The 15138-nt window shown below is 72.3% G+C and carries 13 protein-coding genes; 4 read left to right on the top strand and 9 right to left on the bottom strand.

Translation table 11 applies throughout. The features are described from left to right. Positions 1-99 precede the first annotated feature (99 nt). The 3 genes from ACZ7OH_RS41035 to ACZ7OH_RS41045 all read right to left on the bottom strand — a co-directional run bounded on the left by ACZ7OH_RS41035 (position 100) and on the right by ACZ7OH_RS41045 (position 4995). A complete protein-coding gene (locus tag ACZ7OH_RS41035) occupies positions 100-1365 on the bottom strand; it encodes a helix-turn-helix domain-containing protein (protein ID WP_470285830.1) in 1266 nt (421 codons plus the stop codon). Between the two features lie 74 nt (positions 1366-1439). Beyond that, the gene (locus ACZ7OH_RS41040) at positions 1440-3464 is read right to left on the bottom strand and encodes a M4 family metallopeptidase (RefSeq protein ID WP_470285831.1); all 2025 of its coding nucleotides are present in this window, start codon (positions 3462-3464) and stop codon (positions 1440-1442) included. Between the two features lie 256 nt (positions 3465-3720). Next, entirely contained in the window at positions 3721-4995 is a 1275-nt protein-coding gene (locus ACZ7OH_RS41045) for a helix-turn-helix domain-containing protein (RefSeq protein WP_470285832.1), read from the bottom strand. A 275-nt stretch (positions 4996-5270) separates the two neighbouring features. Between ACZ7OH_RS41045 and ACZ7OH_RS41050 the strand changes: the two genes are divergently transcribed. Beyond that, entirely contained in the window at positions 5271-6056 is a 786-nt protein-coding gene (locus tag ACZ7OH_RS41050) for an LOG family protein (RefSeq protein ID WP_470285833.1), read from the top strand. Next, positions 6056-6640: an LOG family protein gene (locus tag ACZ7OH_RS41055; protein WP_470285834.1), complete on the top strand. Its 585-nt coding sequence runs from the start codon at positions 6056-6058 to the stop codon at positions 6638-6640. Before ACZ7OH_RS41050 ends, ACZ7OH_RS41055 begins: the two co-directional genes overlap by 1 nt. On the opposite strand, the gene ACZ7OH_RS41060 is transcribed toward ACZ7OH_RS41055, so the two are convergent. Then, positions 6618-7451 carry a LysR family transcriptional regulator gene (locus ACZ7OH_RS41060; protein ID WP_470285835.1) on the bottom strand — a complete coding sequence of 278 codons (834 nt, stop codon included), beginning with the start codon at positions 7449-7451 and terminating at the stop codon, positions 6618-6620. The genes ACZ7OH_RS41055 and ACZ7OH_RS41060 overlap by 23 nt on opposite strands. 70 nt (positions 7452-7521) lie before the next feature. Between ACZ7OH_RS41060 and ACZ7OH_RS41065 the strand changes: the two genes are divergently transcribed. Then, positions 7522-8238: an SDR family oxidoreductase gene (locus tag ACZ7OH_RS41065; RefSeq protein WP_470285836.1), complete on the top strand. Its 717-nt coding sequence runs from the start codon at positions 7522-7524 to the stop codon at positions 8236-8238. A gap of 1 nt (position 8239) precedes the next feature. On the opposite strand, the gene ACZ7OH_RS41070 is transcribed toward ACZ7OH_RS41065, so the two are convergent. Next, entirely contained in the window at positions 8240-8914 is a 675-nt protein-coding gene (locus ACZ7OH_RS41070) for a lysophospholipid acyltransferase family protein (protein ID WP_470285837.1), read from the bottom strand. A gap of 51 nt (positions 8915-8965) precedes the next feature. Here ACZ7OH_RS41070 and ACZ7OH_RS41075 point away from each other — a divergent pair, with 51 nt between their 5' ends. After that, on the top strand, positions 8966-9868 hold the full coding sequence (locus tag ACZ7OH_RS41075; RefSeq protein WP_470285838.1) for a glucosyl-3-phosphoglycerate synthase: 903 nt from the start codon (positions 8966-8968) through the stop codon (positions 9866-9868). On the opposite strand, the gene cydC is transcribed toward ACZ7OH_RS41075, so the two are convergent. The 4 genes from cydC to ACZ7OH_RS41095 are packed head-to-tail and all read right to left on the bottom strand — an operon-like array spanning position 9804 to position 15093. After that, entirely contained in the window at positions 9804-11396 is a 1593-nt protein-coding gene (cydC, locus tag ACZ7OH_RS41080; protein WP_470285839.1) for a thiol reductant ABC exporter subunit CydC, read from the bottom strand. The two genes, ACZ7OH_RS41075 and cydC, sit on opposite strands and share 65 nt — an antisense overlap. After that, positions 11393-12952, bottom strand: coding sequence for a thiol reductant ABC exporter subunit CydD (gene cydD, locus ACZ7OH_RS41085; protein ID WP_470285840.1), 1560 nt, complete (start codon positions 12950-12952; stop codon positions 11393-11395). Before cydD ends, cydC begins: the two co-directional genes overlap by 4 nt. 8 nt (positions 12953-12960) lie before the next feature. Then, on the bottom strand, positions 12961-13929 hold the full coding sequence (locus tag ACZ7OH_RS41090) for a cytochrome d ubiquinol oxidase subunit II (RefSeq protein ID WP_470285841.1): 969 nt from the start codon (positions 13927-13929) through the stop codon (positions 12961-12963). A gap of 3 nt (positions 13930-13932) precedes the next feature. After that, on the bottom strand, positions 13933-15093 hold the full coding sequence (locus ACZ7OH_RS41095; protein WP_470285842.1) for a cytochrome ubiquinol oxidase subunit I: 1161 nt from the start codon (positions 15091-15093) through the stop codon (positions 13933-13935). Positions 15094-15138 lie beyond the last annotated feature (45 nt).

Raw genomic sequence — 15138 nt, forward strand, 5'->3', positions numbered from 1 at the left:
TCCGCGCCGGAACGACTTTCGTAGGGACTGTCCCGGACACCATCCGAACGCCGGACGATCTCGATCATCGGGAATCGTCAGCGCTGCTTAGAAAACGATTCAGTCGGCTTCGGCGCCCAGCGCGATCAGCCCGTTCCGCAGCACGTTCGCGGCCTCTTCCTGCTTTCCGGTCTCGCCCAGCAGCTCGCTCAACGGTCGCAAAGCCCGCACCAGCACGCCGCGCGCGCCGAGCCCGGTGGCGAGCTCGACCGCCGCCCGCAGGTACTCCGCCGCGCCGCGGGCGTCGCCGCGCGCCCGGGCCAGCGACCCCAGCTGCAGCCGCAGTTCCGCCGCCAGCGGCGTGCCCGCGACGACGGCCGGGCGCACCTGGTCGAGCAACGCCGACGCCATCTGCAGCCGGCCCGCCGCCAGGTACTCCGCCGCCAGTTCGACGGTGATCGCCGGGACGTCGTCCGGCCACGCCGTCTCCCGCGCGGCGCCGAGGTCGGCCAGCGCGCCCTCGATGTCGCCCGCGCGGCCGCGGACCCGGGCCCGGGCCAGCAGGCAGTGCGCCATCGCCGGGTGCAGCGCCCGTTCCTGCATCAGGTCGTAGGCCGCGGAGATCGACGCGGTCGCGTCGGCGAACCGGTCGGCCGCCAGGTGGCTGCGGCACACCTCGAGGTGGCTGCGGGTCAGCTCGGCCAGCACCGCCGGGCCGCCCCGGGCGAGCCGCAGCGCCGACTCGGCGTACTCCGCGGACCGTTCCAGGTCGCCCTGGCGCAGGTGTCGCTCGGCCAGGCACGCCCGCAGCGTCAGCAGCATCGACGGCTGCGGGTACCCGTCGCGCAGCAGCTCCGCGTGGCAGGTTTCCAGCAGGTGCAAGGAATACTGCGCCTCACCCCAGCCCGACAGCACCGCCGCGCGCAGCGGCACGACCATCGCCCGCACCGGCGGCGGCTCGCCCGACAGGGTCGTCTCGGCCTCCGCGACGTACTTCGTGCGGGCGTCGCCGGTCGAGTACCCGGCCAGCCACAGCAGCGCGATCCCCGCTTGCCGCGGCCGGTCGAGGCGTTCGGCTTGGCGGCGGATCCGCTGCATCCGCGGGAGCGCGCGGCGGGCGTCGCCGGCCAGGAACCGTTCCGCCGTCTCGATCAGCTCGAGGTCGAGCTCGATCAGCTCGCGTGGGGAGCTGCCGCCGAGCAGCTCGTCCGGGTCGATGCCCAGCTGCTGGGCGAAGAACCGCAGCGCGTCGCCCGACGGCGTCCGCGCGCCGGTCTCGACCGACGACACGTACGCCGCCGAGTACTGCGGTCCGGCCAGTTCGCGCTGCGTGAGCCCGCGCTCGGTGCGCAGCTCACGCAGGCGTTCGCCGACGCTCTCGCTCACTCGGGCCGCCCTTCCACCGGTTCAGGGTAGGCCGCGCGGCGGCGGGGGAGTCGCCCGCCGCCGCGCGGCCGGGATCAGCAGGCGCCGCTGTCGCTCCACACGGCCCACGAGCCGGGCGCGCCAGGCTCGGCGCCGGTCGAGTACCACAGCGACGTCCACTTGTGACCGTTGTGGCCGACGACGTCGTTGGGCACGTACGCCTTCGCGGAGTCCCACTCGGCGAGGCCGGCGCAGCCGGTCGGCGGGGTGCCGGTGCCGACGGTGAGCGAGAACTGCGCGGTGTGGTCGGCGTCGGTGCCGTCGCCGGTGACCGTCACCTGGCTGGTGCCGTTCGGCGTGGTCGCCGAGGTGGTGATGGTCAGCGTCGCGGTGCCGCCGGACTGGACGCTTGCCGGGTTGAAGGTCGCCTTCGCGCCTTCGGGCAAGCCGGTCGCCAGCAGCGACACGGTCTGGGCGTTGCCCGAGGTGACCCGGGTGGTCACCGTGGTGGTCGCGGTCTGTCCGGGTTGGACGGACGCGGACGTCGGCGACAGCGTCAGCGAGAAGTCGTTGCCCGCAGGCGGCTGGCCGCTGCAGGTCGGCTCACCGCCGGCGGCCGTGACGCTCACGGCGTCCCACGCGGCCTTGGTGGCGTTGAACTCGGTGCAGCTGCCCGGGAAGAGCGCGATCGCGGCTTCCAGGGTGGCCTTGCGGGCGGCCTTGTGGTTCCAGGAGGACGTCTTCTTCAGCAGTCCGTTGTAGAAGATCTTGCCCGCCTTCTGGATGCCGATGCCGGTGACGCTGGAGCCGTTGCACGTCGGGCTGGCGGGGGAGGCGTTGCTGCCCTCGGCGAGCAGGTAGAACCAGTGGTTCTGCGGGCCCGCGGCGGCGTGCACCTCGGTGCTCGGGATCGAGGACGAGTAGCAGTTCGGGTCGCCCTCCTGCGACGGGTTGTACATGTACCGGATCGGGCCGGTCCCGGTCAGGTTGACACCTTCGCCGACGGTGTAGTCCGGCGTGTCGACGGGGTTGTTGGCGTAGTGCTCGGTGAGCGCGCCGAAGATGTCGCCGGTGGACTCGTTGAGCCCGCCGTTCTCGTTGCCGGAACCCGCGCCGCCCGGCGTCGTCTGGAAGATCGCGTGCCCGAACTCGTGGCCGACGACGTCCATCGGCGTCGCCTGGCGCTGGTTGTCCTGCGAGTGCCCGAAGTGCGTCGACGAGCCGTCCCAGTAGGCGTTGACGTCGTTGAGGCCGACGCTCGCGCGGAAGCCGCCGCCGGCGCCGTCGATGCCGTCGCGGCCGAGCCAGTCGCCGAGCATCTTCCACTCGGTCTGGACGCTGTAGAGCGCGTCGACGCAGCCGGTTTCGAGGTCGGTGCCGGACCGGTTGCCCCAGGTGTTGGTGCTCTTGGTGAAGATCGCGCCGCCCTCGCGGCCGCAGGCGATGCCGCGGCGGGCCGGGTCGGTCATCGAGTAGGAGCTGCCCGAGCCCGATGTGTCGAGCGAGACGGTGCCGGCGTAGTAGGAGTTGCCGGTGCCGGCTTCGCGGACGTCGTCGCGGGTGTCGAGGACCTGGCCGGTCGCGCTGTCGACGAAGACGTGCAGCTTGGTCGGGCGGGCTTGGTTGTGCCCGGAGACGACGACCTCGTAGGCGAGCTTCGGGGCGTCCCCGGCGAGCACGACGAGCTTCGGCGCGGTCGTGCTGTCTACTGTGGACACCTTGGTCTCGGCGATCTTCGTCGCTTGATCGGCGTTCAGCGTTGCCTGGGTTTTCACGGTGATCGGGGAGGTGTGGGCGGCTTCGGTACCGCGGACCCGGCCGGCGCCATCGGCGACGACGACCGCGTCCCCGCCGACGACCGGCAGGCCGTGGTAGGTGCGCTGGTAGGAGGCGTAGTAGAGGCCGCCGCCACCGGGGGTGACGCCGGTGCGGACGAAGGCTTCACCGGCACCCTTGGCGAGCCGGTCGACGCCGCTGAGCGCGGCCTGGTCGGCGGCCCGCGCGGCGAGCGCTTCGGGCGGGGCGGCGGGTGCGGGTGCGGCGGCGGCCGGGATCGCCGGCACCGCCGCGAAGGTCAGGGCCAGGCCGGCGATCGCCGCCAGCCCTCGTGGGGATCTCATGGGGCACCTTTCCGGGGAACGCGGGGAGTGTGACCGGCGGAATAACTACTGTTATTGCGCCGGACGCGTCCGAGTAAAGGTTCCGGTCGTGCGCCGGTCAATGGGCCGAACGGCCTAGCGGGGGCGCGTGAAGATCACGGCGTTGTGGACGAAACCGCAGGAAACGGCGGGGTTGGCGACTGGTCTGAACCAATTCACCAACTTTGGTAGGGAGTTTGGTTTTGGTCCGGACCACTGAGCCCAGTGGTCCGGCGGATCAGCCCTCGGTGCCCGCCGCCGAGTCGAGGCCGCGCCGGTAGGCCTCGATGGCTTCGTCCACATGACCACGTTGTCGGAGCACGTCACCCAGCCGCAGTGCCGTCGAAAGCGCGGCCCCGTGCAGCGACGCCCCCGTCTGGACCTCCGCCGCCTCGCGCAACAGCCGGGTCGCCGTCTCCAGATCGCCCTGGGCCTGTGCGATCTGCCCGCGCAACCCCGTCGCTTCCGCCAGTCCCTCCACATCGCGCGTCAGCAGTGGCCACACCTCCGCGACCAGCGAAGCAGCTTCAGCAGGCGCGCCCTGGCGGAGCCGGACCTCGGCCAGCTCGAGCGTCGCCCCCGCGACGCCCTCGTCCGACCCGATCGCCGCCAGCTGGTCGCGCGCCGCCGTCAGCTCCGAACGCGCTTCCTCCAGACGTCCCAGCCGGCGCAACAGGTACCCGCGCGCCCACCGGCAGCGGGCCGCGTCGCGGTCGAACCCCACCGACGCGAACAGCCGGCACGCCTCGATCAAGTCCTGCTCGGCCCGCTCCGGCTGCCCGATCGCCTGCCACACCTGCGACGCCTGCCGGTGGAACCGCGCGACGAAGTCCGGCCGCGAAGCCACCCGCGTCAGCCGGACACCGTCGAGTGCCGCACGCTCGGCCCGGTGCAGCCCGCCCATCTCCATCAACGGGTGGATCAACGCGCTGAGCAGGCACAGCTCGGCGTCCGGGTCGAGGTTCGGAGCCTGCAGGGCCTCTTCGACGCGCGCGATCGCCGTGCCCGCGTCGCCGCTCAGGTACCGGCAGCCCGACCAGCGGTGCACGATCATCGCCCGCAGCCACGGCGGCGCGGCCTCCGCCAGCTCCTCCGCGTGCTCCAGGTCCTTCTGCGCACCCGAGACGTCGAACAGCTGCCACTTCACCTCGGCCCGGCAGAACCGCGCGTAGCACTCGACGTCGTCGAGGCGGTAGCCCGCGGCCCGTCGCGCCACCGAGGCGAACCGCTCTTCCGCGACGGCGATCCGGCCTTGTTCGAGGTCGCGGTACCCCTCGTCGAGCGCCGCGCGCAGCTCGTCGGCGATACCGCGTGGCCGGCCGAACCGCAGCTCGTCGACGGTCAGCCCGAGCCGGCGCGCCAGGTAGGCGAGCATCTCCTCCGACGGCGGACGGCTGCCCGTCTCGACCTTCGCGAGGAAACCCCGGTCATAGCCCGGCTCGGCCAGCTCGCGCTGGGTCCACCCCCGGTCGGTGCGCAGCCGCCGGATCCGCGCGCCGAGCGGTTCGGTCATCTCCCCACGGTAGGTCATCGCGGCGAAGTCGCGGAAACGAACATATCGCCGTGGCGGCGCGCCCGGCGCCCGCCTTGCGCGGAGGTGTCCGGCGTGGATCTGTCCACTCTGGACCACCCGGGCACCAGTCACGCGACGGCCGCCGTGTTCGCCCAGGCCAAGGAAGTCGCTACGCCGACGACCTCAGTTCACGGCCCGGCAACGAGCCGGCCATCGACTTCACCTCCGCGGCGCTGCTCTCATTTTCGCTGGCGGCGAGGCCGTAGCATGGCGTAGTGAGCGAACAGTCTGAATGGCCGGACGGCCAGTACCCCGAACGCCCGGTGGAGCGGCACAAGGGCCCGGTCGTGCTGCGCCGCGACCGCCGCGACCAGGGCAGCACCACCGACCAGCGGCTCCTGGACGCGCGCGGCCCGAGCGACTGGGTGCACACCGACCCGTGGCGCGTCCTGCGGATCCAGGCCGAGTTCGTCGAGGGGTTCGGCGCGCTCGCCGAGGTCCCGCGCGCGGTCACGGTGTTCGGCTCGGCGCGCACCAAGCGCGACAACCCGGAGTACGAGCTCGGCCGCAAGATCGGCGGCGCGCTGGCCAACGCCGGCTTCGCGGTGATGACCGGCGGCGGCCCGGGCGCGATGGAGGCGGTCAACCGCGGCGCGGCCGAGGCCGGCGGCTTCTCCGTCGGGCTCGGCATCGAGCTGCCGTTCGAGCAGGGCCTGAACCCGTGGGTCGACCTCGGCGTCAACTTCCGGTACTTCTTCGCCCGGAAGACGATGTTCATCAAGTATTCGCAGGCTTTCATCTGCCTCCCCGGCGGCTTCGGCACGCTCGACGAGCTGTTCGAGGCGCTGACGCTGGTGCAGACCAAGAAGGTCACGAAGTTCCCGGTGGTGCTGTTCGGCAGCGCCTACTGGGGCGGGCTCTACGAATGGATCAAGAACTCGGTCCTGGCCGAGGGCAAGATCAGCCCGCACGACCTCGACCTGCTGCACGTCACCGACGACATCGACGACGCCGTCCGCGTGGTCCAGGAGTCCTACCAGGCCTGGGAGGACACCCACTGATGAGCCGGATCTGCGTGTTCTGCGGCTCGTCGATGGGGTTCTCCCCGCGCTACGCCGAGCAGGCGGCGGCGCTGGGCAAGCTCCTGGCCCAGCGCGGCATCGGCCTGGTGTACGGCGGCGCGAGCGTCGGCACGATGGGCGTCGTCGCGGACGCCGCCCTGGCCGCGGGCGGCGAGGTGATCGGCGTGATCCCCGAAGCGCTCTCGAGCGTCGAGATCTCGCACGCCGGACTGTCCGAACTGCACGTCGTGAAGGACATGCACGAGCGCAAGGCCAAGATGGCGGCGTTGTCCGACGGCTTCCTGGCCCTGCCGGGCGGCGCGGGGACCTTGGAGGAGCTGTTCGAGGTCTGGACGTGGGCCCAGCTGGGACTGCACGGCAAGCCGATCGGCCTGGTCGACGTCGACGGCTACTACGGGCCGCTGCTCGCGTTCGCCGACCACATGGTGACGGAGGGCTTCGTCAAGGAGGACTACCGGAAGCTCCTGATGGCGGACGCCGACCCGGCGGCGCTGCTGGACGCGTTCAAGACGTACGAGCCGCCGGCGCCGCCGAAGTGGGCTAAGGAACCGCCGGGGATCTGACGTCGGTGGCGGCCCGGACGAACGCCGCCACCGCGCGCGAGCACGTCCGGTCGGGCCAGGCCAGCAGCACCGACGTCCGGGGCGCGTCGAGCACCGGCAAGCACACGATGTCCGACCGCACGTGGCGCCGGGCCGACTCCGGGACCACCGCGACGACCTGGCCCAGCGCCACGAGCTGGAGCAGCTGCCCCGCGTCCCGCACCTCCGGCCCGCGCACGTCGCTGCCGGGCCACCGGGGGAACGGCTCGCCGTCCAGATCGGCCATTACCAGCGCCGCGCGGCCGGCCAGCCGGTGCCCGCGCGCGAGCATCGCCACCTGGTCCTGCTCCAGCAGCAGCTCGGTGTCGAACCCGTCGCAGTCGTCGTGCGGGCCGTGCAGGAACGCCAGGTCGACGCGGCCGTCGCGCAGCATGCGGGACTGCTCGCCGATCCCGCCCACGACGACCTCGACCTCGATCGCGTCCGGGTCGGCCCGGTAGCCGGGGAGGATCCGCTCGAGCAGCCCGGCGTCGCCGTCGGGCTTCATCGCCACGAGCAGCTTCGGCGCCTCCTGCCCCGCACGCTGCGCCCGGCGCACCGCGGCGTCCACCGCGTCGAGCGCTTTGCGGCTCTCCGCAAGGAAAACCGCGCCCGCGGGTGTCAGGCTCACGCCGCGGCTCGTGCGGTTCAGCAGCGGCACGCCCATGCGGCGTTCGAGCTGCTGGATGGCGCGCGACAGCGGGGGCTGCGCCATGCCGAGGCGCTGCGCCGCGCGGCCGAAGTGCAGCTCCTCGGCGACGGCGACGAAATACGCGAGCTCCCGCGTCTCCATACCACCAGAGTATCGGCCGATGCGGCATCGGTGTTGGCTCGCACGGGCGGCTCGCTGGTGTGCTGGAGCCATGAACGAAATCACTCTGGTCACCGGCGCGAACAAGGGCATCGGCCGCGAGATCGCCGCCCAGCTCGCCGCCCTCGGCCACACCGTCGTCATCGGCGCGCGCAGCGCGGAACTGGGCGAGAAGGCGGCCGCGGAGCTGGGCGCGGACTCGGTGGTCCTCGACGTCACCGACCCCGCTTCGGTCCCCGCGGCGGCTTCCGCTCTCGAAGAGCGCTACGGCCGTCTCGACGTGCTGGTCAACAACGCCGCCATCGCCCGCCCACCGGGCACCGACCTCGCCCATCAGAACCCCAGCACGGCCGACCTGGGCACGTTGCGCACGATCTTCGAGACGAACTTCTTCGGCGTCATCACGGTCACGAACGCGCTGCTGCCGCTGCTGCGCCGGTCGGCCGCGCCGCGCATCGTCAACGTCTCCAGCAGCGCCGCGTCCCTGACCCGCAACGCCGATCCGGCCGTCGAGCTGCCGATCTCGGCGGGCTACACCCCGTCGAAGACGGCGTTGACGTCGCTGACCCTGCAGTACGCGAGAGAGCTGCGCGGCGACGGCATCCTGGTCAACGCGGTCTGCCCGGGCTACTGCGCGACGGACCTGAACGGCCACTCGGGGTTCCGGACACCGGCGCAAGGCGCGGTCGCGGCGGTCCGGATGGCGACGATCGGAACAGACGGCCCAACGGGCACTTTTGTCGACGACGAGGGCCCGGTGCCCTGGTGAGTCAGGCGACGCCCTCGCTCGGCCGCTTGTGATACGTGTCCACGTACTCCTGCCCCGAGATCTCCAGGATCTGGTACATCACCTCGTCGGTGACCGAGCGGCGGATCGCCGGGGAGTAGTCCTGGCCCTCGTACCGCGAAAAGTCCAGCGGCTTGCCGAAGGTGATGGCGATCTTCGCCCGGCGGGGGATCTTCGCCCCGCCCGGCTGGAGGCCCTCCGTGCCGGTCAGCGCGACCGGCACCACCTTCGCGCCCGTCGCCAGCGCCAGGGCCGCCACGCCCGTGTGGCCCCGGTGCAGGCGGCCGTCCAACGAACGCGTGCCCTCCGGGTAGATCGCGAACACGCCGCCCGCGTCGAGGACCTTGCGGGCCGCCTCCAACGCCGCCAGCCCGGCCTGGGCGTTGCCACGCTCGACCGGGATGTAGCCGAGGCCGCCGACGAAGCCCGCCATCAGCTTGCCCTTGAGGCCCTTGCCGGTGAAGTACTCCGCCTTGCCGAGGAACTTGACCTGCCGCGGGGTCGCGAACGTGATCACGCCGGTGTCGAGCGCGGCGCGGTGGTTGGCCGCCAGCAGCACCGGGCCGGTGAGCGGGACGTTCTCCACGCCGTGGACCTCGGGCCGGTACACCGCCCTGGCCAGCGGGCCCAGCACGAACCGGACAAGCAGCGCGATCAAGTGGTCCTCCTCCTCGGATGCGGTGCCACCAGCATGGCACGATCGTTACTCGTGAGTTGGTTCGAGCGGCGTACGTGGCAGGAGCCCGGGTGGACGCCCGGAGACATCGTGACCGCGAAGGGTGACCGGACGGTTTCGGTCGTGCTACCGGCGCTGGACGAAGAGGGGACCGTGGGAGACGTCGTCGCGTCGGTGCGGCCCCTGGTCGGCTCGGTCGTCGACGAGCTGATCGTCATGGACTCCGGTTCCACGGACGCCACCGCCGAAACGGCCGAAGCCGCCGGCGCGCGCGTGGTGCGCCGCGAGGACGTCCTGCCGGACCTGCCGCCGGTGCCCGGCAAGGGCGAGGTGCTGTGGCGCTCGCTGGCCGCGACCAGCGGCGACATCGTCGTGTTCCTCGACTCCGACCTGGTCGACCCGGACCCGGCGTTCGTGCCGTCGCTGCTCGGGCCGCTGGTCACCGGAAGCGGCGTCCACCTGGTCAAGGGCTTCTACCGCCGTCCCCTGCGGCTGGAGAGCTCCGGCGGCGGCCGCGTGACGGAGCTGCTGGCCCGGCCGGTGCTCTCGGCGCTGCGCCCGGCGCTCGGCGGGCTGGTCCAGCCCCTCGGCGGCGAGTACGCGGGCACGCGCGAGTTCCTCGAGTCGGTGCCGTTCGCGGCCGGCTACGGCGTCGAGATCGGACTGCTGCTCGACGCCGAGGCGCGCTACGGCCTCGACGGGCTCGCGCAGGTCAACCTGGGCGTCCGCAAGCACCGGAACCGGTCGCTGCGGCAGCTGGGCGCGATGTCCCGGCAGATCCTGGGCACCGCGCTGGCGCGCTGCGGCGTCCCGGCCGCCGATGCGCCCTTCACGCAGTTCGTGCAGGTCGACGAGGAGTGGCTGCCGGACATCACGGACGTGAGGGTCGCCGACCGGCCGCCGATGCGGGAAGTGCTCGCCCGTCCTCGAGGGTGACGACCTCGTCGAAACCGGCCAGGTGCTCGGGCCGGTGGGTGACGAGGACGACGCTGCCGCGCGCCTTCGCCAGCACCTTCGCGAGGACGGCGTCGCCGTGGGCGGGGTCGAGGCCTTCGACCGGCTCGTCGAGGACCAGGACCTCCGGCGCCGCGAGGACGGCCCGGGCCAGGATCAGCCGCTGGCGCTGACCGCCGGAGAGCGCGTCGCCGTCCGGGCCGGTATCGCGGTCCAAGCCGAGGTCGAAATCGGCGGTCGCGCAGGCTTCGGCCAGCTCGTCGTCGGTCGCGTCCGGCTTGGCGAGCAGCAGGTTCTCCCGGACGGTCGTGTGGAAGACGTGCGCGTCGGCTTCGGCGCCCGAGATGATCCGCGGCAGGTCGGTGTACTCGCCGAGCGGGCGACCGTCGAGGAGGACTTGACCGTCCGTGGGCGTCTCGCTGCCGAGCAGGAGCCGCAGGAGGGTCGTCTTGCCGGCGCCGCTGGGGCCGAGGATCCCGACGCGCTTGCCGGGCGGCAAGTCCAGGTCGAGGTGCTGCAACGCGGGCGCGCGACCGGGATACCGGACGCCGGCGTCCCGGAGCGTGAAGTGTCCTGTTTGGACTAAACGAGTGCCTTCCGGCCTGGCGGGTGCGGTGAGGACGGCCTTCACGCGGGCGGCCGACACGCGGATCTCAGGGACGCGCCGGGCGGCGCCGATCAGCGGGAGAACGACCTCGAACGTCGTCAACGCGCCGAGGGTGAGGGCCGCGGTCCACGGCACGGAGGCGTGGCAGAGCAGCGCGACTGCGACGGTGGTGACCAGCTGGACGAGCACCCCGGCGGCGGTCGACGCGGCGGTTTTGAACGAAACGGTCCGTTCGTTGCGGGCGATTTCATCGACGACAACGGCCGCCCGCGCGAGGTGTTCGTCGAGGGCCCCGGCGGCCACGAGTTCCCGGTGCCCGGTGACGAGCTCGACCGCGCGTTCGGCGAGTTCGGCCCGTTTCGGAGCGTCGTCCTGAGCGGCCCGCCGGGTGACCCGGACGACCAGCCACGGCAGCAGCACCCCGGCGACGGCCAGCCCGCCCGCGAGCGCGACGGCGGCGGACACGGACGCGGTCAGCGTGACCGCGACGGCGGCGGTCCCGACGAGCGCGGCCACTCCGGCGGGCAGCAGCCACCGCAGGACGGCGTCCTGCAGAGCGTCCACATCGGACACGAGCCGCGTGACGAGGTCGCCGCCGGAGAACCGCGAGCCGGGCACGAGTGCCTGGTAGACGCGGGTCCGGAGGGCGCCGAGCCAGCGCAGGACGACTTCGTGCCCGGCGAGCCGTTCGGCGTACCGGAGACCGCCGCGGAGCAGGGCGAGCGTCCGGACGCCGACGATGGCGACGGTCAGGGCGCCGAGCGGCGGCTGTTCGGCGGCCCGCAGGAGCAGCCACGCGGCGGTGGCCATCAGCGCGAGGGCGGCGAGTTCGGCGCCGGCGCCGAGCAGGGCGGCGCGAAGCAGGCGAAGGACGTCCCTTGTGGACAGAGCCCAGACGCTCACGCCGCCACCTCCGCGCCCACGCGCCCGTCGCGCAGTTCGATCACCCGGTCCGCCAGCGAAACCATCGCCGGCCGGTGCGCGACCAGCACCGCCGTGCGGCCCGGCAGCAACCGCCGCGTCGCCGACAGCACCGCGGACTCCGTGCGGGAATCCAGCCGGGCCGTCGGCTCGTCCAGCAGCACCAGCCCGGCCGAAGTCCGCGCCAGCGCCCGGGCCAGCCCGACGCGCTGACGCTGACCCGCCGACAGGACCTCACCCAGCTCGCCGATCGGCGTGTCGAACCCGGCGGGCAGCCCCGCGGCCACCGAGTCCAGCGCGGCCGCCCGGGCCGCCGCGGGCACGTCGGCCGGCGAGCCCAGGGAGATGTTCGACGCCAACGATCCCCGGAACAGCGTCGGCCGCTGCGGGACCCAGGCCACGTCGGCCAGCCAGTCCGAAGGGGACAAGGAGCGCAGGTCCACGCCGTCCACGAGCACCCGCCCCGAAGACGGCGTTACGAACCCCAGCAAGACAGCCAGCACGGTGCTCTTCCCCGACCCGCTGGGCCCGACCAGAGCCACCCGCGAACCGGCGGGCACCGAGAAGTCCACTTCGGACAGAGCGGGAACGCCGCCGTAGGAAACGGACACCCGATCGAAGGCGACCGAAGGCGCACCTCTCCGTCGAGTGACGACAGCCGAGCGCGACGAGACCACCGGCACCGCGAGCGCCTCCCGCAACGCCGTCAACCCTTCCGCCGCCGCGTGGAACTTCGCGCCCGCCGCTCGCAGCGGCAGGTACGCCTCCGGCGCCAGCACCAACACCAGCAACGCCGTCCGGGCGTCGAGAGAACCGGACAGCAGCCGGAACCCGATCGGCACGGCGACCAGGGCGACCGACAGCGTCGCGACCAGCTCCAGCACCAGCGACGACAGGAACGCCACCCGCAGCGTTTTCAGCGTCGCGTCGGCGTGGGCGGCCGCCATCGACCGGACCGTCGCCGCCTGCGCCAACGCCCGCCCGAACACCTTCAGCGTGCCGAGCCCGCGCACGACGTCGAGGAAGTGCCCGCCCAGCTTCAGGAGCAGCGACCACTGCCGCGAAGTCCGCGCGGCCGTGTGCTTCCCGACGAGGATCGCGAACACCGGGATCAGCGGTAGCGTCGCCGCCACCACCAGCGCCGACACGAGGTCCGTCGTGAACAGGCGTACGACCACCGCGATCGGCACCACCACCGAGACGACCAGGGACGGCAGGTACCCGCTCAGGTAGCTGTCCGTCGCGTCGACGCCCCGCGTGACCTGCGTCGCGACGACGCCGGCGCGCTCCGGCGACGAGCCGAGCAGCCGCCGCCGGAGCCCGCGGCGCACGGACGCCGCGAACCGTCCACTGAGGACACCGTGGCCCCAGGTGAGCGCGACCCGGCCGAGCACGGCCGTGACGAGGAAGAGGGACACCCCGCCGCCGGTGAGCAGCGTGGCGAGCCCTTCGGCTTGGAGCAGCACCGCGACCGCGGCGAGCACGCCGAGCGCGGCCAGTACGGCCAAGTACCGCCGGAGTCCGGGCAAAGCAGGCACGAGAACTCCTAGAAGTGCAGCAGCGAGTGCTGGTCGACGGGATGCCGGTGTGCGCGCCACGTCAGCCACTGCACCGCCAGGAGCACCAGCAGCGCCGGGGCGGCGAACCAGCCCAGGACCGCGAAGGTCCCGGACGCCGTGGCCGCGTCGCCGACGGTCAGCGCGGAGCCCGAAGACACCAGCACCGTCGGGAACCGCAGCGTCCCGGCCAGCAGCGCCGGGCAGGCCGACAGCACCATCGACCCGACGAGCGCCACCCGGTACCGCCGGATCCGCAAGCCGAGCCAGGACACGGCGAGAGCGGCGAAAGCCAACGCGACGACGCCCACGCCGAGCGCCGTGACGCCGTGCACCGCGAAGAACCCCCAGCCCGTCGCGATCACCAGGAACGCGAACACCGGCGGCAGGAACGCGCGTGCCAGCCGCACCGCGCGGCCGGTCAGCTCCGCCGGTGCCCGGACCGCGAGGAACGCCGCGCCCTGCAGGCAGAACAGCGCGACGAACCCGAGTCCCCACAGCGCCGCGTAGGGGTTGAAGAAGGCGAGCACGTCGGCGACCGGCGGCAGCCCGAGTACCAGGTTGCCGAGGAAGAGGCCCCACGACAGCGCCGTCACCAGCGCGCCGCCGACGATGCCCACCGTCCAGGCGCCGCGCGGCGCGTCCGGGCGGCGGCTGCGCAGCTGCAGCGACGCCGTGAACGTGACCAGGCCGAGCAGCAGCGTCACGACCAGGACGTACGCCCCGGCGAACACCTTGCCCTCCAGGTGCGGGAACGCGCCGAAGAGCAGGCCCACCGCGGCCACCAGCCACACCTCGTTGGCCAGGAAGAACGGCCCGAGCGCGCCGAGCGTCCGCCGCCGCTTCCGCTCGTCGCCCTCGAACGCCGGCAGCAGCATGCCGACGCCGTAGTCGTAGCCCGCCAGCGCGAAGTACCCGCAGGTCAGCAGGCCGAGCACGCACCACCAGAAAGTCGCCATCGGTCAGACTCCGCTCAGGACGGGCAGCTCGGCGGGCTCGTCGACCGGGTCCGGGCCGCGCTTGGCGACGCGCGCCATGAGCACCCAGTCGGCGACCGCGAGCGCGGCGAACAGCAGGGAAAAGGCGATGAAGGAGAACAGGATCTGGCCGGCGGGGACGCCCGCGATCGCGTCCGCGGTGCGCAGCTTCCCCCAGACCAGCCACGGCTGACGTCCGAGTTCGCGCACCAGCCAGCCCATGATCGCGGCGAGGAACGGCAACGGGATCGCCGCGACCATCAGGTAGTGCAGGAACCGCGCCTTCGTGAGCCGGTTCCGGACGAGCAGCAGCGTGCCGAGGATCGCGCAGAGGAACATCAGGAACCCGAGCCCGATCATGGCGCCCAGTGGCATGCCGACGACGTTCTCGTCGAGCTTGTCCGGCTGGTACATCTTCAGCTGGCCGAACTGCGCGAAGCCCTGGTTCACGACGAAGATCGAGCCGACGAGCGCCGCGACGACGCCGATCCGCATCGAGCGGCGGAAGAACTCGACTTCGGTGGTGCGCTTGAGGAAGTGCCAGGCGCTGACGCCGACGACGAAGAACCCGCCGGTCACCACAGCGGCGCTGAGCACGTGCGGCAGCGACGCGATCAGCGCGGGGTTCGAGAACAGCGCGCCGAAGTCGTCGAGGTGCAGCGTGCCGCCTTCGAGCCGGCTGCCGACCGGGTTCTGCAGGAACGAGTTGGCCACCATGACGAACAGCGCCGACGCGTACGCGGTCAGCGTCACCAGCCACAGCAGCGCCAGGTGCAGCCACTTGTTCAGGCGCCCGAAGCCGAAGATCCACAGGCCGAGGAACGTCGACTCGAGGAAGAACGCGACGAGCGTCTCGATGGCCAGCGGTGCGCCGAAGACGTCGCCGGCGAAGGCGGACAGCCCGGTCCAGGTGAGCCCGAACTGGAACTCCATCACGATGCCGGTGACGATCCCGAGCGCGTAGTTGATGACGTAGAGGCGTCCCCAGAAGCGCGTCATCCGCAGCAGTTCGGGCTTGCCGCCGAGCGTCCAGCGCGTCTGCATCACGGCCACCAGCGTGACCAACCCCAGTGTGAGCAGCACGAACAGGAAGTGGAACGAAGTCGTCGTCGCGAACTGGAGTCTCGCGACCGGGAGAGCGTTCATGTAGACAGGCTACACATAGCCTGGCTACATGTAGCAAGGCGACGT

This window comes from Amycolatopsis sp. NPDC114478, assembly GCF_055633805.1.

Excerpts from the sequence above, each read along its gene's own strand:
- ACZ7OH_RS41065 (WP_470285836.1), top strand. The coding sequence starts at position 7,522 with ATGAACGAAATCACTCTGGTCACCGGCGCGAACAAGGGCATCGGCCGC.
- ACZ7OH_RS41060 (WP_470285835.1), bottom strand. The coding sequence starts at position 7,451 with ATGGAGACGCGGGAGCTCGCGTATTTCGTCGCCGTCGCCGAGGAGCTG.
- ACZ7OH_RS41055 (WP_470285834.1), top strand. The coding sequence starts at position 6,056 with ATGAGCCGGATCTGCGTGTTCTGCGGCTCGTCGATGGGGTTCTCCCCG.
- ACZ7OH_RS41040 (WP_470285831.1), bottom strand. The coding sequence starts at position 3,464 with ATGAGATCCCCACGAGGGCTGGCGGCGATCGCCGGCCTGGCCCTGACC.
- ACZ7OH_RS41095 (WP_470285842.1), bottom strand. The coding sequence starts at position 15,093 with ATGAACGCTCTCCCGGTCGCGAGACTCCAGTTCGCGACGACGACTTCG.
- ACZ7OH_RS41090 (WP_470285841.1), bottom strand. The coding sequence starts at position 13,929 with ATGGCGACTTTCTGGTGGTGCGTGCTCGGCCTGCTGACCTGCGGGTAC.
- ACZ7OH_RS41045 (WP_470285832.1), bottom strand. The coding sequence starts at position 4,995 with ATGACCGAACCGCTCGGCGCGCGGATCCGGCGGCTGCGCACCGACCGG.